Origin of the sequence: Limnohabitans radicicola (genome assembly GCF_014837235.1) — a bacterium.
GTDB lineage: Bacteria > Pseudomonadota > Gammaproteobacteria > Burkholderiales > Burkholderiaceae_C > Limnohabitans_A > Limnohabitans_A radicicola.
Window position 1 is genome coordinate 33,767 of record NZ_JACYFT010000003.1, and the last position, 21,611, is coordinate 55,377.

Sequence of the window (21,611 nt, forward strand, 5' to 3'; positions counted from 1 at the left end):
GATAATCGACAGATGCGAATCCGCTTCACCAAAATGCAAGGTGCTGGCAACGACTTTGTCGTGCTGGACGAAACCCGAGGCTTGCTGGGCTTGTCCACAGCGCAGTACCGTTTCCTGGCCGACCGCCACTTTGGCGTGGGTGCCGATCAGATCCTGAGTGTGCGCCCTGCGCCACGTGCCGGGCTGGACTTTGAATACGTGATCCACAACGCCGACGGCGGCGAGGTCGAGCACTGCGGCAATGGCGCGCGCTGCTTCGTGCGCTATGTGCGCGACAAGGGCTTGACCGACAAAACCGCTGTGCGTGTCAAGGTTCAGCAAGGCGAGATCGAGCTGCGCATGAACCCCGATGGGCGTGTGACGGTCAATATGGGTGCGCCCGTCTTCGACTGGGACCGCGTGCCCTTCAACCCCATCGGTCTCGTCAGCGACCAGGTCAACGGCTGGCCGGTGTTTGATCTGGTGCTCGGCGGGCAGGGCATGGCCCCCGCCATCGCACGCGTGGCGGTGGTCTCGATGGGCAACCCGCACGCGGTGCAGCGGGTAGAGAACGTCGACACGGCCCCGGTGCTGACCCAAGGCCCGCTGATCGAAAACCACCCGGCTTTTCCCCGGCGTGTGAATGCGGGCTTCATGCAGATCGTCTCGCGCAGCCAGATCCGGCTGCGCGTGTTCGAGCGCGGTGCGGGCGAAACGCTGGCCTGCGGCACCGGGGCCTGCGCTGCCGTGGTGGCGGGCATTCGCCAGGGGTGGCTGGACAGCTGCGTCGATGTGCAGACCCACGGCGGCGTGCTCACCATCGAGTGGGCGGGCCAGGCCGACAACCCGGTGATGATGACCGGCCCGGCCACACCCGTGTTCGACGGCGAAATCGACATTCCTGAACTTTGAGACGCATTGAGGACCTGACACCATGACGACCCAGCCACCCATGGCCCCGATCACCGAAGACGACATCGCCAATTACCTGGCCAACACGCCCGATTTTTTTGAGCGCCATGCCTCCTTGCTGGCCTCGGTGCAGCTCACACACCCGCAAAGCCACCGCGCGGTGAGCTTGCAGGAGCGTCAGGCGCAAATGCTGCGCGACAAAATCAAGTCGCTGGAGCACCGCATCATGGACATGATCCGGCACGGCAACGAGAACATGATCCTCACCGACAAGTTGCACCGCTGGGCCTGCGAGCTGCTGGTGGCGCGCGCCGACGAAATGGCGGCTTTTGCCGTCGACAACATCCGTGAACTCTTTCAGGTGCCCCAGGTGGCGCTGCGGCTGTGGGGTGTGAACGAGGCCCACGCCGAGGCGGTGTACGCCCAGGGCGTGACCGACGCCGTGCGCGAACAGGCCGCAGCACTGGAGACGCCCTACGTCGGCACCAACACCGGCTTTGAGGCTGTGCAGTGGCTGGAGCAGCCCGCTCAAGCGGCATCGCTGGCGCTGATGGCTTTGCGTCCGGCCCCTGGGCAAGCGGCGTTCGGCCTTCTGGTGCTGGCCTCGCCCGATGCCCAGCGGTTCAACAGCCAGATGGGCACCGAGTTGCTGGAGCGCCTGGCTGAACTGGCGGGCGCGGCTTTGTCGGTGCTGCGCGCGCAAGAGGCCTGAACCCCGCGAGGGCGTTGGCTTGAACGACGCAACCCCCCCCATGCCCAGCCAAGGCGTCAGCGTGTCGCTCGACCCGCTGGCCTTGCGCTATCTGGACCATGTGCGTTTTGAAAAACGCCTGGCCGAGCGCACCTGCACCCTGTACCGGCTGGACCTGGAGCGCCTGAGTGCCATGGCCGCCGAGGCCTCTGTGGCCCTGACCGCGGTGCAGCCCATCCACATCCGTCGCTGGGTGGCGCAGATGCACAGCGCAGGGCGCAGCGGCCGGGGCATTGCCCTGATCCTGTCGGGCTGGCGTGGTTTTTACACCTGGCTGGGCCGCGAAGGGCGTGTCAGCAGCAACCCGGTGCAAGGCGTGCGTGCCCCCAAGGTGGCCAAGCCCTTGCCCAAGGCGCTGGGGGTGGACGAGGCGGTGCAACTGGCCGAACACGAAGAGGCGCAGGACGCCCCCTGGCTCGAAGCCCGCGACGCCGCCATGGTCGAGCTGCTCTATGGCTGCGGGCTGCGCGTGGGTGAGCTGACCGGACTCGATGTGGTGCCCAGTGACACGGCGCTCCAGCAGGGGCGGGGCTGGGTCGATCTGCAAGCGGGCGAAGTGCAGGTCCAGGGCAAAGGCGGCAAGCGCCGCACCGTGCCCATGGGCTCGCAGGCGCTGGCGGCGCTCGAGCGCTGGCTGGCGGTGCGCAGCCAGGTCACAGGCATGCTGAACGCGCCCGTGCCGGGGGCCTCCAGCGCGTCGCTGGCGCTGTTTGCCGGGCGGCATGGCACGCGGCTGACCGCGCAGTCCATCTGGCAGCGGCTCAAACGCCGCAGCCTGCTGGCAGGGCTCGCCACCCCGGTGCACCCGCACATGCTGCGCCACTCGTTTGCCAGCCATGTGCTGCAGTCCAGCGGCGACCTGCGTGCGGTGCAGGAGCTGCTGGGCCACGCCAACATCACCACCACGCAGGTGTACACCCGGCTGGATTTCCAGCACCTGGCCAAGGCCTACGACGCGGCGCACCCCCGGGCCAAACGCAAGGGCTAGCCCGTGGCCTGACCTGTGGGCGGCGGGTCTCAACGACAATAGCCCCATGAAAATTCTCCGACTCAAAGAAGGCAAGGAACGCTCCTTGCTGCGCCGCCACCCCTGGGTGTTTGACTCCGCCATCGCCAAAGGTGGCGCTGACGCGGGTGAGACGGTGCGCATCGAGTCGTCGTCCGGGCAATTCCTGGGCTGGGCCGCGTTCAGCCCGAGCTCGCGCATCAAGGCACGTGTCTGGAGTTTCGACGAAGGCCAGCGCATCGACGCCCGCTTCATTCAGGAGCGCGTGGCCCAGGCCGTGGCGGCCCGTCAGTGGTTTGACATCCAAAGCGACGGCCTGCGCCTGGTGCATGGCGAGGCCGATGGCCTGCCCGGCCTGATCGTGGACCGCTATGGCGACACCCTGGTGGCGCAGTTCACCAGTTGCGGCACCGAGCGTTTCAAGCAGGCGGTTGCCGATGCGCTGCTGCAGGTCACGGGCCTGTCGCGCTTGTACGAGCGCTCGGACGCCAGCGTGCGCAGCCTCGAAGGCCTGCCCGAAGTCACGGGCTGGTTGCGTGGTTCGGGCGAGACCGAGCTGACCATCCGCGAGCACGACTGGCAACTCACGCTGGACGTGGCCACCGGGCACAAGACCGGGTTTTATCTGGACCAGCGCGACAGCCGCCAGCGCTTTGCACAGCACACGCGCCACCGCCAGTTTGGCAAGGTGCTCAACTGCTACTGCTATACCGGGGGCTTCACCATCGCGGCCCTGTCAGGTGGGGCGGGGCATGTCACGTCCATCGACTCGTCCGGCCCGGCGCTCGAGCGTGCTGCGGCGCATGTGCGGCTCAACGGCTTTGATGCCTCCCGCACCCGCTTCATGGATGCAGATGTGAACGCCAGCCTGCGTGCCTTCATCGAGGCGGGCGAGACCTTTGACGCCATCGTGTTGGACCCCCCCAAGTTCGCACCCACGGCCGCGCATGCCGAGCGCGCTGCCCGCGCCTACAAGGACATCAACCGCCTGGCCTTCAAGCTGCTGGTGCCCGGGGGCGAGTTGTTCACCTATTCCTGCTCGGGCGGCATCAGTGCCGACCTGTTCCACAAGATCGTGGCTTCGGCAGGCACCGATGCCGGGGTGGACGGCTTCATCAGCGAGCGCTTGCAAGGCGCGCCCGATCACCCGATGACGGTGAACTTTCCTGAGGGGGAGTACCTCAAGGGCTTGGTCGTTGTGCGCAAGTGAGCGCGGCCAGGGCCGGCAAGGCCTTGAAGAGCCCGATACACTCCCCACCTCTTTTGTTTCGTCGATTTTTCGGAGACCTGCATGGCCCTCATTCCTGCCACCATCCTCACCGGCTTCCTCGGCTCGGGCAAGACCACGCTGCTCAAACGGGTGTTGACCGAGGCCCATGGCCAGAAGATCGCCATCATCGAGAACGAGTTTGGTGAGGAAAACATCGACAACGACATCCTGGTGTCCGAGACCGATGAGCAGATCATCCAAATGAGCAACGGTTGCATCTGCTGCACCATCCGCGAGGACTTGCGCGCCACGCTGCAGCTGCTGGCCGCCAAGCGCCGCAAGGGTTTGCTGAATTTTGAGCGCGTGGTGATCGAGACCACGGGCCTGGCCGACCCCGGCCCGGTGGCGCAGACCTTCTTCATGGACGACGAGATCGCCGAGACTTTCCTGCTCGACTCCATTTTGACTTTGGTGGATGCCAAGCACGCGGCGCAGCAGCTCAACGACCGGGTCGAAGCCCAGCGTCAGGTGGGCTTTGCCGACCAGATCTTCATCAGCAAGGCCGATCTGGTGTCGGCCCAGGAACTGGATGCGTTGCAGCACCGCCTCAAGCACATGAACCCGCGTGCGCCGCAAAAGGTGGTGCATTTCGGGGAAGTGGCCTTGGGCGAGGTGTTTGACCTCAAGGGCTTTAACCTGAACGCCAAACTCGACATCGACCCGGACTTCCTGAGCGATGACCACCATGACCATGCGCATGGTGAGCATTGCGACCATCCTTCGCACCAGCACGACCATGGCCATGGACACGACCACCATGACCACGAACATGGCGAGCATTGCAATCACCCCTCACATGCCCATGAACACAGCCACGGGCACGGCCACCACCATCATCATGATGACGATGTCAAGAGTTTTGTCTTCAAGTCCGAGCGGGCTTTCGATCCTGCCAAGCTGGAGGACTTTCTGGGGGCCATCGTCAACATCTATGGCCCCAAGATGCTGCGCTACAAGGGGGTGCTGAACATGCGTGGCACCGAGCGCAAGGTGATCTTCCAGGGCGTGCACCAACTCATGGGCAGCGACCTGGGGCCGATGTGGGCCGATGGCGAAGTGAAAGTGAGCAAGATGGTGTTCATTGGCATCGATTTGCCGAAAGATATCCTCCTGCAGGGGTTGGAACAGTGCCTGGTCGCGGCCTGAATCGGTTTCTTTTTCCCATAAGCTGTCTTTAATCTGCTGCATCCGGGAATTTGCCAGTTTCAGTCGCTACAATCGCCCGCCTGACGGCCTCCCTTTTGGGAGGGCGGCGAACCCCAGAAGGTCGACCAACAGGGTTTTACCCATGCAGATGACCAGGACCCCGGATCATTTGTCATTCGATGGCAGGAGGCTGAGGCCTGCCCCGCAACACGGCTAGGAGACAAGACGTGAAGACGCCCGCCAAAAAAGCAGCCAAGGCTGCAGCCCCCAAGGCCAAAGCCAAGGTGGTCGCCAGCCCGAAAAAGCCGGCAGCCAAGGCGCCTGTGAAGCCGGTCGCCAAAGCCAAGGTCGCGGCCAAAGCGGTGCCTGCCAAAAAGCCGGCCAGCAAAGTCACGCCCGTGAAAAAAGCGGTGGCCCCTCAAGGTGTTGCTGCCAAAACTGCGCCCGCTAAGAAAGCGGTGCCTGCCAAACCGGTGAAAGCCGTCAAGCCTGCGGCCAAGGCCGCACCGGCGAAAAAAGCAACCCAACCTGTTGCTACGCCCAAAGCCGCCGCCAAGCCGGTGGCCAAGGCCAAACCCGCCGCGAAAGCGGTGGCCCCAGCGGCACCTGTGAAGGCCGCCGCTGTTCCCAAGAAGCCCTCGCCGGTCAAAGCCCAGGCGGTCGCTTCTGCCAAGAAAGAGTCTGTGAAAAAAGTCGAGCCTGCCAAGACCCCGGTCTCCAAGGCACCTGTTCCTGCGGCAGCCCCTGTGGCCTCCGATCAACCGGTCCGGTCCACGCGCCCCTCGGCGCGTCTGGCCCAGATCACGGTGCCGTCCTTGCCGCCTGCGGTGGCGTCGACGGCAGCCAAAGCCAGTTATTTACCCAGCATGTCCACTTCCGTTGTTTCTGCCCCTGTGTTCCCTGTCAAAAAAGACGCCAAGCTGGCCAACAACTGGAAAACCAAAACGGTTGACCAGCTCTCGGACGCCGAGATCCTGGCCATGCCCGACAGCGAGTACATGAACGATTTGCAGATGGCCTACTTTCGCCGCAAGCTGGTGGGCCTCAAGCAGGACATCCTGGCCAATGCTGGCGAGACCACCGAGCACCTGCGCGAAGACACCGTGGTGGTGCCCGATCCTGCAGACCGTGCCACGATCGAAGAAGAGCACGCGCTTGAGTTGCGCACACGCGACCGTGAGCGCAAGCTGCTCAAGAAGATCGAGCAATCGATCATCCGCATCGATGCAGGCGATTACGGCTACTGCGATGAAACCGGCGAGCCCATCGGCGTGGGTCGCCTGCTGGCCCGCCCCACCGCCACCTTGTCGCTGGAAGCGCAGCAACGCCGTGAGCTCAAACAAAAAATGTTCGGCGATTGATCCCTTCGCCTGCATATTTTTCAAAGCCCCTTGCGAGGGGCTTTTTTCATGCCCGCAAGCGCTGGGAAGCTGACTTGTGCTTGATGCTTTAAATAATTTTGTGTTTTTTGCTGATTTGAAAATCCTTCAGGCGTTACTTTCAGAGGGGCTTGTAAGTCACTCATTTATATGGAAAATTTGCCTGCTCATTTGTTCGATTTCGCTTGTAAGCTGTTGATTTCATTGAAAAAATTCTGAGCGGGGTGCTTGCGGATGCACCATTTCCTGATACAGTGCAAAAAAGTGCAATTAAGTGGGAAAAAGTGCCCATGGATTGCGGGTTCACTGAAAAAAGGTGTTTGTGGTGTTTCAAGGGGCTTCGTCGCTGAGTCTGGATGCCAAGGGACGGTTGTCTGTGCCGACCCGGCACCGTGACGTCCTGAGCGCCACCGCGCAGGGGCAGCTGACCATCACCAAGCACCCGCACGGCTGCCTGATGGTGTTCCCTCGTCCCGAGTGGGAAAAATTCCGCGAGCGCATTGCCCAGTTGCCCATGTCGGCCCAGTGGTGGAAGCGGATTTTTCTGGGCAACGCCATGGACGTCGACATGGATGGCACCGGACGCGTGTTGATCTCTCCCGAGTTGCGCCAGGCGGCCGGCATTTCCAAGGATGCTGTGCTGCTGGGCATGGGCAACCACTTCGAGCTCTGGGACAAGGCCACCTACGACGCGCAAGAAGCCCAGGCGATGCAGGGCGAGATGCCCGATGTGTTCAAGGACTTCTCGTTCTGATGGACATGAGCGAAATGGCCCTCATCCACACCACCGTGCTGTTGCACGAAGCCGTCGAAGCATTGCTCTCGTGCGATGCGGGTGTGGACGGCACTTATGTCGATGCCACCTTTGGTCGGGGCGGACACTCCCGCCTGATCCTGTCGCAGCTGTCGGACAAGGGGCGAGTGGTGGCCTTTGACAAGGATCCGGACGCGATTGCAGAGGCGCAGACCGTGCAGGACGACCGTTTTGCCATTCGCCACGAAGGCTTTGGTCACCTGGGGGCGTTGCCCGCTGGCAGTGTCGACGGCGTCCTCATGGACTTGGGGGTGAGCTCTCCCCAGATCGACAACCCCGCGAGGGGTTTTTCTTTTCGTTTTGACGGCCCGCTGGACATGCGCATGGACACCACGCGCGGACAAAGTGTGGCCGAATGGTTGGCCACTGCAGAGGTGGATCAAATCACGGAGGTGATACGTGACTATGGCGAAGAACGGTTTGCTTTTCAGATTGCAAAGGCGCTTGTGGCTCGCCGACAAGAGCGGGGCCCAATTTCATCCACCGCTGAGCTGGCCCAGCTCGTGGCTGACACGGTCAAAACCCGCGAGCCGGGCAAGGACCCTGCAACGCGGACATTTCAGGCTTTTCGGATTTTCATCAACGCCGAGCTTGAAGAGCTTGAACAGGCGCTAGAGGCCAGCCTGAAGGTGCTGGCGCCAGGGGGGCGCCTGGCGGTGATCAGCTTCCACTCTCTGGAAGACCGCATCGTCAAGCAGTTCATTGCCAAACATTCCAAAGAAGTGGTGGATCGCCGCGTGCCGTTTGCGGCACCTGTGGCCATGCGCCTGAAGGCGCTGGGTCGCGTCAAGCCCAGTGAGCACGAGGTGCAGTCCAACCCCCGATCGCGCAGCGCCATCATGCGCGTGGCCGAGCGCACGGAGGTGGCAGCATGACCCGCCTCAATGTCGTGTTGTTGCTGGTTCTGGTGCTCAGTGCGCTGGCCTTGGTGCATTCACAGTACGAATCGCGGCGCCTGTTCATGGCCCTCGAAGCTGCGCGCAAGGACGAGAGCCGTTTGGAGGTTGAGCGCGACCGCTTGCTGGTCGAGCGCCGCGCCCAGGCCACCCCCTTGCGTGTGGAGCAGCTGGCCCGCCAGCAATTGCAAATGCGCATGGTCACTCCGGGCATCACCCAGTATGTGAACGCCCCATCGGCAGCCCCCGCCAAGGAGGCGAGGCCATGAGCCGCAGCGTGCAATTGAGCTCCAGCCCCTTGCTGGCGAGCAAAACCCCGGTCTGGCGCAGCAAACTGATCGTGGCTGCGATCGCCCTGGGTTTCATGGGCTTGGTGGCGCGCGCGACGTATGTACAGGTCATTGACAATGCGTATTACAAACGTCAGGGTGAGGTGCGGTTCGCGCGCACGTTGAGTCTGCCGGCCAACCGGGGGCGTGTGCTCGACCGCAATGGCTTGCTGCTGGCTTCAAGCGTGCCTGCCCCCAGCATCTGGGCCAATCCGGAAGACCTCGAGCGCGATCCGTCCAAGCTCAAGCAGTTGGCCAAGTTGCTGGGCATGAGCCAGGCCGAACTGGACAAAAAGCTGGAAAACGAAGACAAGACCTTTGTCTGGCTGCGCAGGCAGCTTGACGAGTCGGTGGTCAAGGAAATCCTGGCGCTCGACATCAAGGGCGTGTACAGCATCAAGGAATACAAACGCCTCTACCCTGAAGGCGAAGCTGCCGCCCACATCGTGGGCTTCACCAACGTGGAAGACCAGGGTCAGGAAGGCGTGGAGCTGGTGTTCCAGAGGGCCTTGTCGGGCAAGGCCGGTTCGCGCCGCGTGATCAAGGACCGTCTTGGTCGTGTGGTCGAGGCCGTGGGCGAGACTGTGCCGCCAGAAGACGGCCAGGACCTGCAGCTGAGCATCGACAGCAAGGTCCAGTTCTTTGCCTACCAGAAGCTGCGCGATGCGGTGCTCGAGAACAAGGCCAAAGCAGGCAGCGTGGTGGTGCTGGACGCGCAGTCGGGGGAGGTGCTGGCGCTGGCCAACTACCCCAGTTATTCGCCCGACAAGCGCGTCAACCTCAGCGGCGAGCAGTTGCGCAACCGTGCCTTGACCGACACTTTCGAGCCGGGCTCGACGATGAAGCCGTTTGCGGTGGCCTTGGCGCTTGAAAAGGGCCTGGTCAAACCCGAAACGCCGATCCAGACCGCACCCGGGCGCATCACCATCACGGGTTCGACCATCACCGATGCGCACCCCCATGGCGTGCTCACGGTGAACGAGGTCATCCAGAAGTCGAGCAACGTCGGCACCGTCAAGTTGGCCATGCAGATCGAGGCCCGTGAAATGTGGGAAATGTATTCCCAGGTCGGCTTCGGTCAAAAGCCCCAGATTCCTTTTCCTGGCGTGGTGAGTGGTCGCCTGCGACCTTACAAAACCTGGCGGCCGATCGAGCAGGCGACCATGAGCTACGGCTATGGCATCTCGGGCAGCCTGTTCCAGGTGGCCCGTGCTTACACCGTCTTTGCGCGCGATGGTGAGGTCGTGCCGGCCACGCTGATGAAGACCGAGCAAAAGGTGCAGGGTGTGCGCGTGTTCAGCGAAGAAAACGCCAGGGCCATGCGCAAGATGCTGCAGATGGCTGCGGCACCTGGCGGCACAGCCCCCAAAGCCCAGACCATGGGGTACTCGGTCGGTGGCAAGACCGGCACCGCGCACAAACAAGAAGGCAAGGGCTACGCAGGTAAGAAGTACCGCGGCTTTTTTGTCGGCATGGCCCCGATCGAGCAGCCCCGCATCATCGTGGCGGTGATGATCGACGAGCCCAGCAACGGGCGCTACTTCGGTGGCGATGTGGCGGCCCCCGTGTTCAGCGAAACCGTGCAGCAGACCCTGCGTCTGATGGGCGTACAACCCGACATGGCCGTCAAACCACAAACCGTGACCAAAATCGTGGAGGAGTCGTTCTGATGCACGACTTCCACAGCCCCCAGGAAGCCGCACGCTGGTTGCGCCAGCGTGTGACCGGGGTGCTGCGCACCGACAGTCGGCAGGTCCAGCCCGGTGACGGGTTCATCGCCTGGCCGGGCGCCGTGGCCGATGGTCGCCAGTTCCTCGACAAGGCTCTGGCGCAAGGCGCTGTGGCCTGCCTGATGGCAGCCGAGGGCAACGAACCCTGGCGCGATCTGCAGCCCGCCGACCGCCTGGCGGCACTGCCGCAGCTCAAGGCCCTGACCGGCCTGGTGGCCGATGCCTATTACGAGCAACCCAGCCAGCGCCTGGACGTGCTGGCGGTCACCGGCACCAACGGCAAAACATCGACGGCCTGGTGGCTGGCGCAGGCGCTGGGCTCGCCTGTGCTGCAGCGCTCTTGCGCCTTGGTGGGCACCCTGGGTGTGGGCGTGTTGCCCGACCTGGAGGTCACAGGCATGACCACGCCCGACCCGGTGCTGCTGCAGGCCCGCTTCAAGGCCTTTGCCGATGCGGGCGTGGATTTTTGTGCGATCGAAGCCTCCTCCATCGGCCTGGCCGAGCACCGACTGGACGGCACGCGCATCCGCACCGCCATCTTCACCAACTTCACCCAGGACCACCTGGACTACCACGGCGACATGGCCGCCTACTGGGCGGCCAAGCGGGCTTTGTTTGGCTGGGAAGGTCTGCGGGCGGCGGTCATCAACATCGACGACGCCCAAGGCGCGGTGCTGGCGCAGCAATTGAGCGCCACATCTTTGGATGTGTGGACCTGCTCTCGCCATGGCGCGGCCCGTTTGCAGGCCCGCCTGCAGCCGAGCCTGCAAGGCCTGAGTTTCGAGGTCATCGAAGGCGCTGAACGTCTGCGCCTGGACACCGCCCTGATGGGCGATTACAACGTGGACAACCTGCTCAGCGTGATCGCCGCGCTGCGTTCGGTGGGTATTCCGCTGGCGCAGGCGGTGCAGGCCTGTCAGCATTTGAGTGCTGTGCCTGGTCGCATGGCGCGCGTGGGGCGCGATGCGTCCGGCCCCCTGGCGCTGGTGGACTATGCCCACACGCCCGATGCCGTGACGCAGGCCCTGTCGGCCCTTCAGTCGCTGGCCCGTCAGCGCGGTGGGCAACTGTGGTGCGTACTCGGCTGCGGCGGTGACCGCGATCCGGGCAAGCGCCCCTTGATGGCCGCCGCCGCCGAGGCGTTGGCCGACCATGTGGTCCTCACCAGTGACAACCCCCGCACGGAATCGCCGCTCGCCATCCTCAATCAGATGGCGGCAGGTTTGACAAAACCGGCCCAAGCGCAGGTCGTGGCGGACCGTGCCGAGGCGATTGCCCTGGCTGTGGCCCGGGCCCAGCCCCAGGACGTGGTGCTGGTGGCCGGCAAAGGCCACGAGGATTACCAGGACGTGCAGGGTGTGCGCCACCCGTTTTCGGATGCGCAGCAATTGCAACGAGCCCTGCAATCGCGTCAGGCGTTCACTAAGGGGGTGGCGGCATGACCGGCTTCACCCCGATGAACCTTTCGCTGTCGCAGGCGCTGGGCTGGCTCAGCCAGGCGCAGCTGCAAGGCGATGGCCAGCTGCAGGTGCGGCGTGTGCACACCGACAGCCGCAGCTTGCAGCCAGGCGACTTGTTTGTGGCTTTGCGCGGCGAGCGTTTCGACGGCAACCAGTTCATCGTCCAGGCCCAGGCACAGGGGGCGGTCGCCGTGCTGTGCGAAGCCAGCGGTGCTGCTGCGGCCCAGGCGGCGGGTCTGAGCGCCTTGGTGGTGTCCGATGCCCGCATCGCCTTGGGCGAACTGGCCGCAGGCTGGCGTGCCCAGTTCACCTTGCCCGTGGTGGCGGTGACCGGCAGCAACGGCAAGACCACCGTGACCCAGATGGTGGCGAGCATCCTGCGTGCGCAGGCGGGCGATGCCGCCCTGGCCACCGAGGGCAACCTCAACAACGACATCGGTGTGCCGCTCACGGTGCTTCGGCTGCGCGCCCACCACACGCTGGCGGTGGTCGAGCTGGGCATGAACCACCCCGGTGAGATCGCTTGGTTGGCGCGCATCGCCCAGCCTACGGTGGCGCTGGTCAACAACGCGCAGCGCGAGCACCAGGAATTCATGGGCACGGTGCAGGCCGTGGCCGAAGAAAACGGCGCGGTGCTCACCGCCTTGCCTGCGAACGGTGTGGCGGTGTTTCCTGCAGACGAGGCCTACAGCGGACTGTGGGCCGGACTGGCGGGTGCGCGCACCGCATCGCGGTTTGCCCTGCAAGGCGCAGACGTGAGCGCTGCCGTGGTGCTCTGGCAGGCAGGAGCCTGGCAGTTCACCCTCAAAACCCCGCAGGGCACAGCGCCTGTGCGCCTGCACATTGCCGGGCGTCACAACGTCAAGAACGCGTTGGCCGCTGCGGCCTGTGCGCTGGCTGCCGGGTTGCCTTTGGCCGCCGTGGTGCAGGGCCTGCAGGCCTTCGAGCCGGTCAAGGGCCGCTCGCGTGCCCTGAGCCTGCGTGGTGGGGCGGTCTCGCTGGTCGACGACACCTACAACGCCAACCCGGATTCGGTGCGGGCCGCCATCGACGTGCTGGCCGAATTGCCCGCCCCGCGCCTGCTGGTGCTGGGCGACATGGGCGAAGTCGGGGACCAGGGTCCGCAATTCCACACTGAAGTGGGTGGCTATGCGGCTGAGCGAGGCATCGACGCGCTCTGCACTCTGGGTGAGTTGAGCGTGCATGCCAGTCAGGCTTTTGGCCACGGCGTGCACTTTGCTGACATGGCCGCGCTGCAGGCCGACGTGCTCGCGCATTGGACCCATTTTGCAAGCATCGTGGTCAAGGGCTCGCGTTTCATGAAGATGGAGCGCGTGGTCGAGGCCCTGGTGCAACAAGAAGAAACAGAGAAAGGGGAGGCGCATGCTGCTTAGCCTGGCCCAGTGGTTGCAAGGGATGTTCCCCGAGTGGGGCTTTTTGCGTGTGTTCCAGTACATCACCTTCCGCGCCGTGATGGCGGCCATGACCGCGCTGCTGATTGGCTTGGCCGCCGGACCTGCGGTGATTCGCCGCCTGACTTCGCTCAAGATCGGTCAGCCGATCCGCGGCTACGGCATGGAAAGCCACCTGTCCAAGAGCGGCACACCCACCATGGGCGGTGTGCTCATCCTGCTGGCCATCGCCATCGCCACGCTGCTGTGGTTTGACCTGTCGAACCGTTTTGTCTGGATCGTGCTGATCGTGACGCTGGGTTTTGGCGCGATCGGTTGGGTCGACGACTGGCGCAAGGTGGTCAACAAAGACCCCGAAGGCATGCGTTCGCGCGAGAAGTATTTCTGGCAGTCTGTGATCGGCTTGCTGGCGGCGCTGTACCTGGTGTTCAGCATTTCCGAGAGTTCCAACCTCAAGGTGCTGGACCTGTTCGTCAAGTGGGCGCTGTCGGGCTTTGATGTGAACCTGCCGCCCAAAGCCGGTCTGCAACTGCCGTTTTTCAAGGAAATCAACTACCCGCTGGGGGTATTCGGCTTTGTGCTGATGACTTACCTGGTGATCGTGGGCGCCAGCAATGCGGTGAACCTGACCGACGGGCTCGATGGCCTGGCCATCATGCCGGTGGTGATGGTTGGGTCGGCGCTGGGCGTGTTCGCCTACGTGACCGGCAGCTCGGTGTATTCGAAGTACCTGTTCTTCCCCTACATTCCCGGCTCCGGTGAGTTGCTGATTTTCTGCGCCGCCATGGCGGGCGCGGGGCTGGCCTTTTTGTGGTTCAACACCCACCCGGCCCAGGTCTTCATGGGCGATGTGGGTGCGCTGGCCCTGGGCGGCGCGCTGGGCACGATCGCCGTCATCGTGCGCCAGGAAATCGTGCTGGCCATCATGGGCGGCATCTTCGTCGTCGAAGCCCTGTCGGTGATGGCCCAGGTGACCTACTTCAAGTACACCAAGAAAAAATACGGCGAAGGGCGTCGCATCCTGAAAATGGCCCCCTTGCACCACCATTTTGAAAAGAGCGGCTGGAAGGAAACGCAGGTGGTGGTGCGTTTCTGGATCATCACCATGCTGCTGTGCCTGGTCGGTCTGTCGACCTTGAAGCTGAGGTAAGCGATGCAGCTGCAAGGTCAACACATCCTCATCCTCGGCCTGGGCGCTTCGGGCCTGGCCATGGCCCGCTGGTGCGCGCACCAGGGCGCCGAGGTGACGGTGGCCGACACCCGCGAACAACCGCCGCAGTTGGCGGCGCTGCAGGCCGAGTGGCCGGGCGTGCGCTTTGTGGCCGGCCCCTTCACGGCGGCGCTGGTCGAAGGCACGGCGGTGCGTGCGGTGTTCCGCAGCCCCGGCCTGGCCCCCGAGGTGGTGGCCCCGGTGGTTGACGCCGCGCGGGCCATGGGTCTGTGGCAGGGCGGAGAGCTGAGCCTGTTTGCCCAGGCCCTGCAGACCCTGAAAAACGATCACGGCTATGCCCCACAGGTGCTGGCGATCACGGGCACCAACGGCAAGACCACGGTGACTTCGCTCACGGGCCAGCTGGTGGCCCGTGCGGGCAAGACCGTGAAAGTGGCTGGCAACATCGGTCCGACCTTGCTGGACACCCTGAGCGAAGCCCTGGCGCAGGCCCAGGTGGATGCGCTGGCACTGGAGCAGCAGGAGCGCGAAGCGGATGAAGCCGAAGCCGCGCGTCTGGCCGAAGAAGCTGCTCAAGCTGCCGAACACGCACAAAAGGTGCAAGCCAAGGCCCAGGAGAAAACGCAAGATGCGGCAACCGAAGAGACCGCTCAAGCGGCTTTGACGCCAGAGGTGGCGCTTCAGCTCGCCCTGGAGGATGGCGAAGCCACCGCCGAAACGCTTCCCGAAGACCTTGCGGCAAAGACGGACGCCCACAGCGAAGTGCCTGCCCCCGCCTTGCAGGTTCCGACCCGCTTGTCGGCCATGGCCCGCGTGCTGCCCCAGGTCTGGGTGCTCGAACTCTCCAGCTTCCAGCTCGACAGCAGCGAAGGCTTTGAGCCCAGCGCGGCCACCGTGCTCAATGTGTCGCAAGACCACCTCGACTGGCATGGCTCCATGACCGCTTATGCGGCCGCCAAGGCCCGCATCTTCGGGCAGCAGGGCCTGATGGTGCTGAACCGCGAAGACCCTCAGGTGCTGGCGATGCGGCCCGAGCCGATCCGTGTGAAATTGCAAAAGCCCGTGGAACGCGCTTGCGTGCTGTTCGGTGGCGACATGCCCCAACGGCCCGGCGACTATGGCATCGAAGTGCTCAACGGCATGGCCTGGCTGGTCCGTGCGCTCGAAGCCGATGAAACCCGCAAGCGCCGCAAGGGCGAGGAAGAGGAGCTGTTCATCCAGCGCCTGATGCCTGCCGATGCCTTGCGCATCCGCGGTCGCCACAACGCCATCAACGCCTTGGCGGCGCTGGCACTGGCCCATAGCGCCGGTTGCGCCCTGGCACCCATGTTGTATGGCCTGCGCGAATACCGTGGCGAGCCGCACCGGGTGGAGCCCATCGCGATCGTGGACGAGGTCGAATACTTTGACGACAGCAAGGGCACCAATGTGGGGGCCACCGTGGCCGCCTTGCAGGGCCTGGGGGCGGACCGCCGTGTGGTGGTCATCCTGGGTGGCGATGGCAAGGGCCAAGATTTCTCGCCTTTGCTGGAGCCGGTGTCGCGCCACGTTCGCGGCGTGGTCCTGATCGGGCGCGATGCGGCCTTGATCCGCGAGGCCCTGAGCGGCTGCGGCGTCCCCATGCAGGATGCCGTCGATTTGCCTGCAGCAGTGCAGCAAGCGCGTGACATGGCACAACCCGCTGATGCCGTACTCATGTCGCCCGCCTGTGCCAGCCTGGACATGTTCCGGAACTATGAGCACCGTGCCGAGGTGTTCCGCCAGGCCGTCGCGCTGCTGGCCGAGCACAGCGGTGTGAGCATGGAGGGCGCACTGTGATCCGCGCGGTGACCGAACGCCTCCAGTCTGTCATGGGCCTTGTCTGGGGCCATTCGCCAGCCGCTGCGCAGTCCGGTGCCAGCCAGGGCTTGCCGGTGAACCTGGGTGGGTACGAGTTTGCACGTTCGCCGCAAAATGCGGCTGCGCGGCTGTATGGCATCGACCAGACCCTGTTGTGGGTGGTGGTGGCCTTGCTCATGTGGGGCATGGTGATGGTGTACTCGGCCTCGATCGCCATCCCGGACAACCCCCGTCTGGTCCGTTTGACCCCGACCTATTACCTCTCGCGCCATGTGATTTCGCTGGTGATTGGCGCGACCGTCGCCTTGCTGGCTTTCCAGGTGCCGATGGAGACCTGGGAAAAATGGGCTCGCCCGCTGTTTGTGATTTCGCTGGCTTTGCTGGCGTTGGTGCTGATCCCTTACATCGGCAAGAACATCAACGGCGCTCGCCGCTGGATCGGTCTGGGCGTCATGAACTTCCAGCCTTCCGAGCTGGCCAAACTGGCCACCATCATCTATGCCGCCGATTACATGGTGCGCAAGATGGATGTGAAAGAGCGCTTCTTCCGCGCCGTGTTGCCCATGGGCGCTGCGGTGGCCGTGGCCGGGGTGTTCCTGCTGGCCGAGCCCGACATGGGTGCTTTCATGGTGATCGCCATCATCGCGATGGGCATCCTGTTCCTGGGCGGCGTCAATGCCAAGATGTTTTTCATGATCCTGGGCATCCTGGTCTTCGCCTTTGTGCTGATGATCGCCATGTCGCCCTGGCGGCGTGACCGCATCTTCGCCTACCTCGACCCCTTCAGCGCCGAATACGCGCTGGGCAAGGGCTACCAGCTGACCCACTCGCTGATCGCCATCGGGCGTGGCGAAGTCTGGGGCGTGGGCCTGGGCGGCAGCGTCGAAAAACTGCACTGGCTGCCTGAAGCCCATACCGACTTCCTGCTGGCCGTGATCGGCGAAGAGTTCGGTCTGGTGGGCCTGACCATCGTGATCTGCATGTTCCTCTGGCTGGCCCGTCGCATCATGGTGATTGGCCGTCAGGCCATTGCACTGGACAAGGTGTTCGCGGGCCTGGTCGCCCAGGGCGTGGGCATCTGGATCGGTTTCCAGGCCTTCATCAACATGGGGGTGAACCTGGGGGCGCTGCCCACCAAGGGCCTGACGCTGCCTTTGATGAGCTACGGCGGCTCGGCCATCATGATGAACTTGATCGCGATCGCCATCGTGCTGCGGATCGACGCCGAGAACAAACTGATGATGCGCGGAGGCCGGGCATGACGTCCAAATGCGCTTTGATCATGGCAGGGGGCACCGGGGGGCACATCTTCCCGGGCCTGGCCGTGGCCGAAGCCCTGCGCGATGCGGGTTGGCGCGTGCACTGGCTGGGCGCACCCGCCAGCATGGAGTCCGAGCTGGTGCCGCCACGGGGTTTCGCTTTCGAGGCCGTGAATTTTGGTGGCGTGCGCGGCAAGGGCCTCAAGACCTTGGCCCTGCTGCCATTCAAACTGCTGCGCGCCTTTTGGCAAAGCCTGCAGGTGGTACGTCGGGTTCAACCCGATGTGGTGCTGGGCCTGGGCGGCTACATCACCTTCCCTGGCGGCCTGATGGCCAGCTTGTGGGGCAAGCCGTTGGTGTTGCACGAACAAAACTCGGTGGCGGGCCTGGCCAACAAGGTGCTGGCCAGTGTGGCCGACCGCGTGTTCACGGCGTTCCCAGGGGTGTTCCGCAGGGCCCAGTGGGTGGGCAACCCCCTGCGCAGTGCCTTCCTGGCGCAGCAGTCACCTGCCGAGCGTTTTGCAGGTCGCAGCGGCCCGTTGCGCCTTTTGGTGGTGGGCGGCAGCCTGGGCGCCAAGGCGCTCAACGACACCGTGCCGCAGGCCCTGGCTTTGATCCCCGAAGCGCAACGCCCGCAGGTCATCCACCAAAGCGGTGCCAAACAGATCGACGCCCTGCGTGCCAGTTATGCGGCTGCGGGTGTGCAGGCCGAGTTGACCCCGTTCATCGACGACACGGCCACGGCGTTTGCCCAGGCCGACCTGGTCATCGCCCGCGCAGGCGCGAGCACGGTGACCGAGCTGTCTGCGGTGGGTGCAGCTGCGCTGTTCGTGCCGTTCCCATTCGCAGTGGACGACCACCAGACCACCAATGCCCGCTTTTTGGTGGAAGCCGGTGGTGCCTGGCTGGTGCCGCAGGCCGAGTTGACCGCGCAGATGCTGGCCGAGCGCCTCATGGGCCTGAGCCGCGAGGCCTTGCTGGAGCGTGCCGAAAAAGCACACGCACAAAGAAAAACAAACGCCACACGGGAGGTCGTGATGGCTTGTGAGGAGCTGGCTGCATGAAACACGCCATCCGCAAAATTCATTTCATCGGCGTGGGCGGTGCAGGCATGAGCGGCATCGCCGAAGTGCTGCTCAACCTGGGCTACCAGATTTCAGGCTCGGACCTGGCCGACAGTGCCACACTGCGTCGCCTGGCGGCGCTGGGCATCGAGACCCATGTAGGTCACACGGCGGCCAACGTCAAGGATGCCGACGCGGTGGTCACGTCGACTGCCGTCAAGGCCGACAACCCCGAGGTGCAGGCCGCGCGCGAGCGCCATGTCCCCATCGTGCCGCGCGCCGTGATGCTGGCCGAACTCATGCGCATGAAGCAGGGCGTGGCCATTGCCGGCACGCACGGCAAGACCACCACCACCAGCCTGGTGGCCAGTGTGCTGGCCGAGGCCGGACTCGATCCGACGTTCGTGATTGGTGGGCGCCTGAACAGCGCAGGAGCCAATGCCAAGCTGGGCACGGGCGACTACATCGTGGTCGAGGCCGACGAGTCCGACGCCTCCTTCCTGAACCTGTTGCCGGTGATGGCGGTGGTGACCAACATCGACGCCGACCACATGGAAACCTACGGCCACGACTTCGGGCGTCTGAAGTCGGCCTTTGTGGACTTCCTGCACCGCATGCCGTTTTATGGCACGGCCATCGTGTGCAGTGACGACCCTGGAGTGCAGTCGATTGTGGGTGACATCGCTCGTCCGGTGACGACCTACGGCCTGCAGGAGGGCGCGCAGCTGCGCGCCGTGAATGTGCGCGCTGAAAACGGCCAGATGCATTTCACGGTGCAGCGTCGCAACGGCATCACCTTGCCCGATCTGGACCTGGTGCTCAATTTGCCGGGTCTGCACAACGTGCTCAACGCCCTGGCGGCGGTGGCCGTGGCGGTGGAGCTGGGCGTGGATGATGCGGCGGTGCAACGCGCACTGGCCGGGTTCAAGGGCGTGGGCCGCCGTTTCCAGCGCTACGGCGATGTGGCGGTGCCCGGCGGTGCAGGGCGCTTCACGGTGATCGACGACTACGGTCACCACCCTGTCGAGATGGCGGCCACGCTGGCCGCGGCGCGTGGCGCCTTCCCCGGGCGACGCCTGGTGCTGGCCTTCCAGCCGCACCGTTACAGCCGCACCCGCGACTGTTTTGAGGATTTTGTGAAGGTCATCGGCCAGGGCTGCGACAGCGTGCTGCTGTCCGAGGTCTATGCCGCAGGCGAAGCGCCGATCGTGGCCGCCGATGGCCGCTCGCTGGCGCGTGCGCTGCGCGTGGCGGGCAAGGTGGAGCCCGTGTTCGTGGATGCCATTGCTGACATGCCCCAGGCCGTGCTTGGCAACGCACGCGACGGCGATGTGGTGATCTGCATGGGGGCAGGCTCCATCGGCGCGGTGCCCGCGAAGGTGGTCGAGATGGGAGGTGCCGCATGAGTGCCTTGAATTTGGGCAAAGTGGCGGTGCTGATGGGCGGGCGCTCGGCCGAGCGTGAGGTGTCCCTCATGTCTGGCAGCGGCGTGCTGCAGGCCCTGCAGGCCAGTGGCGTGGACGCCCACGCCTTTGATCCGGCCGAGCGTGACTTGAGCGAATTGAAGCGCGAAGGCTTTGACCGCTGCTTCATCGCCTTACATGGCCGCTATGGCGAAGACGGCACGGTGCAAGGCGCGCTGGAGTTGCTGGGCATCCCCTATACCGGCTCGGGCGTGATGGCGTCCAGCATCGCCATGGACAAGACCATGACCAAGCGTGTCTGGCTGGCCGAAGGCCTGCCCACGCCACGCTATGTGCTGGTGCGCCGCGAGCAGCTGGCGCAGGTGGTCGCCGAAGACCTGGTGGCGCAGCTGGGCCTGCCCCTGATCGTGAAGCCTGCACGCGAAGGCTCCTCCATTGGTGTGACCAAGGTCACGCAAGTGCAGCAGATCGCGCAGGCCTTGGCCGAGGCTGCACAGTGCGATGCCGATGTGTTGTGCGAGCAGTGCATCGTGGGCGACGAGGTCACCTGCCCGGTGCTGGGCGAGGGCGATGCCGCACAGGCCCTGCCGGTGATCCGCATCGTGGCGCCCGAGGGCAACTACGACTACCAGAACAAATACTTCACCGACGACACCCAGTACCTCGTGCCCTGCGGCCTGCCAGCGGGGGAGGAAGAGGCCATTCAGGCGCTGGTGGTCAAGGCCTACCAGGTGCTCGGCTGCCGGGGCTGGGGCCGCATTGACGTGATGATCGATGCCGCCTCCCGCGCCCCTTACCTGCTGGAGATCAACACCTCGCCGGGCATGACCGGGCACTCGCTGGTGCCGATGTCGGCGCGCTCGGCGGGCATCAGCTACGAAGCCTTGTGCTGCCAATTGCTGGCTGCCACAGCGCTGGACCATGCGCAGGAGGCCCAAGGGTGAAAACTGCTGCGCCTTTGCCACTGGACATCCGCCTCATGAACATGACGGCCGCTTTGCTGTTGTCGGCAGTGGTGCTCATGGGCCTGGGGGCGGGCGTGTGGTGGTGGCTGCGCCACCCGATGTTTGCGATCCGTGCCATCACCGTGCAGGGCGAGGTGACGCGCAACAACGCCATCACACTGCGCGCGAATGTGGTGCCGCAGCTGCAGGGCAATTTTTTCACGCTCAACCTCGACCAGGCGCGCCAGGTGTTCGAGTCCGTGCCTTGGGTGCGGGCGGCGGTGGTGCACCGCGATTTTCCGAACCGTCTGCGTGCCGAGTTGCAGGAGCACCAGCCGATGGCCTTGTGGGGCGATGACGGTGCCAACACCCTGCTCAACCAGCAAGGGCAGGTGTTTGAGGCCAATGCCGAAGACCCCGAAGTGGAGGGGTTGCCGCGCCTCAAAGGACCGGTCACGCAATCGCGGGAGGTGATGCAGATGTACCGCTACCTCAAGCCCATTCTGGCGGCAGCAGACATGGAGATCGATCGACTCGAACTCAGTCCGAGGGGCAGCTGGCGTGTGGTCACTGACAAAGGTGCGCAGCTGGAGCTGGGGCGGGGCAGTCAACAAGAGGTGGGTGAGCTGGTGCAGATGTTCCTGCGCACCCTGTCGCAAGTCACGGCCCGCTACGGCCGCACACCCACGGCCCTGGCGGCTGCGGATTTGCGGCACAAGGACGGCTACGCCTTGCGCCTCAAAGGGGTGAGCACAGTGGAGGCCGATCCCAGGAAGAAGCCCTGAGGGTCATTGGAATCAAAGATTGAACAAGAAACGGTGAACAA

Annotated in this window: 20 protein-coding genes; 19 read left to right on the forward strand and 1 reads right to left on the reverse strand. The window is 64.3% G+C overall.

The genetic code is table 11. The features are described from left to right. The first annotated feature begins 12 nt into the window (after window positions 1-12). The 6 genes from dapF to dksA all read left to right on the forward strand — a co-directional run bounded on the left by dapF (window position 13) and on the right by dksA (window position 6,425). On the forward strand, window positions 13-891 hold the full coding sequence (dapF, locus tag IC609_RS12765; RefSeq protein ID WP_191819910.1) for a diaminopimelate epimerase: 879 nt from the start codon (window positions 13-15) through the stop codon (window positions 889-891). Between the two features lie 22 nt (window positions 892-913). Then, the gene (locus IC609_RS12770) at window positions 914-1,603 is read left to right on the forward strand and encodes a DUF484 family protein (RefSeq protein ID WP_191819911.1); all 690 of its coding nucleotides are present in this window, start codon (window positions 914-916) and stop codon (window positions 1,601-1,603) included. 40 nt (window positions 1,604-1,643) lie between these two features. Continuing rightward, a complete protein-coding gene (locus IC609_RS12775) occupies window positions 1,644-2,630 on the forward strand; it encodes a tyrosine recombinase XerC (protein WP_191820219.1) in 987 nt (328 codons plus the stop codon). Between the two features lie 46 nt (window positions 2,631-2,676). Further along, entirely contained in the window at window positions 2,677-3,858 is a 1,182-nt protein-coding gene (locus IC609_RS12780) for a class I SAM-dependent rRNA methyltransferase (protein ID WP_191819912.1), read from the forward strand. A gap of 81 nt (window positions 3,859-3,939) precedes the next feature. Beyond that, entirely contained in the window at window positions 3,940-5,064 is a 1,125-nt protein-coding gene (locus IC609_RS12785; RefSeq protein ID WP_191819913.1) for a CobW family GTP-binding protein, read from the forward strand. A 227-nt stretch (window positions 5,065-5,291) separates the two neighbouring features. Then, window positions 5,292-6,425, forward strand: coding sequence for an RNA polymerase-binding protein DksA (gene dksA, locus IC609_RS12790; protein ID WP_333473698.1), 1,134 nt, complete (start codon window positions 5,292-5,294; stop codon window positions 6,423-6,425). A 20-nt stretch (window positions 6,426-6,445) separates the two neighbouring features. Here the strand turns inward: dksA and IC609_RS12795 are convergent, their stop codons facing one another. Then, window positions 6,446-6,589: a hypothetical protein gene (locus tag IC609_RS12795; RefSeq protein WP_191819914.1), complete on the reverse strand. Its 144-nt coding sequence runs from the start codon at window positions 6,587-6,589 to the stop codon at window positions 6,446-6,448. Between the two features lie 179 nt (window positions 6,590-6,768). Here IC609_RS12795 and mraZ point away from each other — a divergent pair, with 179 nt between their 5' ends. Genes mraZ through IC609_RS12860 form a run of 13 tightly spaced genes read left to right on the forward strand, consistent with a single transcriptional unit; the run spans window position 6,769 to window position 21,570 of the window. After that, on the forward strand, window positions 6,769-7,197 hold the full coding sequence (mraZ, locus tag IC609_RS12800; RefSeq protein WP_191820221.1) for a division/cell wall cluster transcriptional repressor MraZ: 429 nt from the start codon (window positions 6,769-6,771) through the stop codon (window positions 7,195-7,197). A gap of 5 nt (window positions 7,198-7,202) precedes the next feature. Further along, window positions 7,203-8,132 (forward strand): 16S rRNA (cytosine(1402)-N(4))-methyltransferase RsmH, encoded by a 930-nt coding sequence (gene rsmH, locus IC609_RS12805; protein WP_191820222.1) that lies wholly within the window; start codon window positions 7,203-7,205, stop codon window positions 8,130-8,132. Continuing rightward, window positions 8,129-8,422 (forward strand): cell division protein FtsL, encoded by a 294-nt coding sequence (ftsL, locus tag IC609_RS12810; RefSeq protein WP_191819915.1) that lies wholly within the window; start codon window positions 8,129-8,131, stop codon window positions 8,420-8,422. Before rsmH ends, ftsL begins: the two co-directional genes overlap by 4 nt. Beyond that, the gene (locus IC609_RS12815) at window positions 8,419-10,152 is read left to right on the forward strand and encodes a peptidoglycan D,D-transpeptidase FtsI family protein (protein ID WP_191819916.1); all 1,734 of its coding nucleotides are present in this window, start codon (window positions 8,419-8,421) and stop codon (window positions 10,150-10,152) included. Before ftsL ends, IC609_RS12815 begins: the two co-directional genes overlap by 4 nt. Continuing rightward, window positions 10,152-11,654 carry a UDP-N-acetylmuramoyl-L-alanyl-D-glutamate--2,6-diaminopimelate ligase gene (locus tag IC609_RS12820; RefSeq protein WP_191819917.1) on the forward strand — a complete coding sequence of 501 codons (1,503 nt, stop codon included), beginning with the start codon at window positions 10,152-10,154 and terminating at the stop codon, window positions 11,652-11,654. Before IC609_RS12815 ends, IC609_RS12820 begins: the two co-directional genes overlap by 1 nt. After that, entirely contained in the window at window positions 11,651-13,066 is a 1,416-nt protein-coding gene (locus IC609_RS12825; RefSeq protein WP_225224183.1) for a UDP-N-acetylmuramoyl-tripeptide--D-alanyl-D-alanine ligase, read from the forward strand. The genes IC609_RS12820 and IC609_RS12825 overlap by 4 nt, the downstream gene beginning before the upstream one ends. Then, window positions 13,056-14,234 (forward strand): phospho-N-acetylmuramoyl-pentapeptide-transferase, encoded by a 1,179-nt coding sequence (gene mraY / locus IC609_RS12830; RefSeq protein ID WP_191819918.1) that lies wholly within the window; start codon window positions 13,056-13,058, stop codon window positions 14,232-14,234. The genes IC609_RS12825 and mraY overlap by 11 nt, the downstream gene beginning before the upstream one ends. A 3-nt stretch (window positions 14,235-14,237) precedes the next feature. After that, entirely contained in the window at window positions 14,238-16,073 is a 1,836-nt protein-coding gene (murD, locus tag IC609_RS12835) for a UDP-N-acetylmuramoyl-L-alanine--D-glutamate ligase (protein WP_191819919.1), read from the forward strand. Between the two features lie 32 nt (window positions 16,074-16,105). Next, the gene (gene ftsW, locus IC609_RS12840) at window positions 16,106-17,356 is read left to right on the forward strand and encodes a putative lipid II flippase FtsW (RefSeq protein WP_191820224.1); all 1,251 of its coding nucleotides are present in this window, start codon (window positions 16,106-16,108) and stop codon (window positions 17,354-17,356) included. After that, a complete protein-coding gene (murG, locus tag IC609_RS12845; RefSeq protein ID WP_191819920.1) occupies window positions 17,353-18,417 on the forward strand; it encodes an undecaprenyldiphospho-muramoylpentapeptide beta-N-acetylglucosaminyltransferase in 1,065 nt (354 codons plus the stop codon). The genes ftsW and murG overlap by 4 nt, the downstream gene beginning before the upstream one ends. Next, entirely contained in the window at window positions 18,414-19,823 is a 1,410-nt protein-coding gene (gene murC / locus IC609_RS12850) for a UDP-N-acetylmuramate--L-alanine ligase (RefSeq protein WP_191819921.1), read from the forward strand. The genes murG and murC overlap by 4 nt, the downstream gene beginning before the upstream one ends. After that, window positions 19,820-20,785: a D-alanine--D-alanine ligase gene (locus IC609_RS12855; protein WP_191819922.1), complete on the forward strand. Its 966-nt coding sequence runs from the start codon at window positions 19,820-19,822 to the stop codon at window positions 20,783-20,785. The genes murC and IC609_RS12855 overlap by 4 nt, the downstream gene beginning before the upstream one ends. Continuing rightward, window positions 20,782-21,570, forward strand: coding sequence for a cell division protein FtsQ/DivIB (locus tag IC609_RS12860; protein WP_333473699.1), 789 nt, complete (start codon window positions 20,782-20,784; stop codon window positions 21,568-21,570). Before IC609_RS12855 ends, IC609_RS12860 begins: the two co-directional genes overlap by 4 nt. Window positions 21,571-21,611: the final 41 nt, after the last annotated feature.

Excerpts from the sequence above, each read along its gene's own strand:
- dapF (WP_191819910.1), top strand. The coding sequence starts at position 13 with ATGCGAATCCGCTTCACCAAAATGCAAGGTGCTGGCAACGACTTTGTC.
- IC609_RS12770 (WP_191819911.1), top strand. The coding sequence starts at position 914 with ATGACGACCCAGCCACCCATGGCCCCGATCACCGAAGACGACATCGCC.
- IC609_RS12775 (WP_191820219.1), top strand. The coding sequence starts at position 1,644 with ATGCCCAGCCAAGGCGTCAGCGTGTCGCTCGACCCGCTGGCCTTGCGC.
- IC609_RS12780 (WP_191819912.1), top strand. The coding sequence starts at position 2,677 with ATGAAAATTCTCCGACTCAAAGAAGGCAAGGAACGCTCCTTGCTGCGC.
- IC609_RS12785 (WP_191819913.1), top strand. The coding sequence starts at position 3,940 with ATGGCCCTCATTCCTGCCACCATCCTCACCGGCTTCCTCGGCTCGGGC.
- IC609_RS12795 (WP_191819914.1), bottom strand. The coding sequence starts at position 6,589 with ATGAGTGACTTACAAGCCCCTCTGAAAGTAACGCCTGAAGGATTTTCA.
- rsmH (WP_191820222.1), top strand. The coding sequence starts at position 7,203 with ATGAGCGAAATGGCCCTCATCCACACCACCGTGCTGTTGCACGAAGCC.
- ftsL (WP_191819915.1), top strand. The coding sequence starts at position 8,129 with ATGACCCGCCTCAATGTCGTGTTGTTGCTGGTTCTGGTGCTCAGTGCG.
- IC609_RS12815 (WP_191819916.1), top strand. The coding sequence starts at position 8,419 with ATGAGCCGCAGCGTGCAATTGAGCTCCAGCCCCTTGCTGGCGAGCAAA.
- IC609_RS12820 (WP_191819917.1), top strand. The coding sequence starts at position 10,152 with ATGCACGACTTCCACAGCCCCCAGGAAGCCGCACGCTGGTTGCGCCAG.
- IC609_RS12825 (WP_225224183.1), top strand. The coding sequence starts at position 11,651 with ATGACCGGCTTCACCCCGATGAACCTTTCGCTGTCGCAGGCGCTGGGC.
- mraY (WP_191819918.1), top strand. The coding sequence starts at position 13,056 with ATGCTGCTTAGCCTGGCCCAGTGGTTGCAAGGGATGTTCCCCGAGTGG.
- murD (WP_191819919.1), top strand. The coding sequence starts at position 14,238 with ATGCAGCTGCAAGGTCAACACATCCTCATCCTCGGCCTGGGCGCTTCG.
- ftsW (WP_191820224.1), top strand. The coding sequence starts at position 16,106 with ATGGGCCTTGTCTGGGGCCATTCGCCAGCCGCTGCGCAGTCCGGTGCC.
- murG (WP_191819920.1), top strand. The coding sequence starts at position 17,353 with ATGACGTCCAAATGCGCTTTGATCATGGCAGGGGGCACCGGGGGGCAC.
- murC (WP_191819921.1), top strand. The coding sequence starts at position 18,414 with ATGAAACACGCCATCCGCAAAATTCATTTCATCGGCGTGGGCGGTGCA.
- IC609_RS12855 (WP_191819922.1), top strand. The coding sequence starts at position 19,820 with ATGAGTGCCTTGAATTTGGGCAAAGTGGCGGTGCTGATGGGCGGGCGC.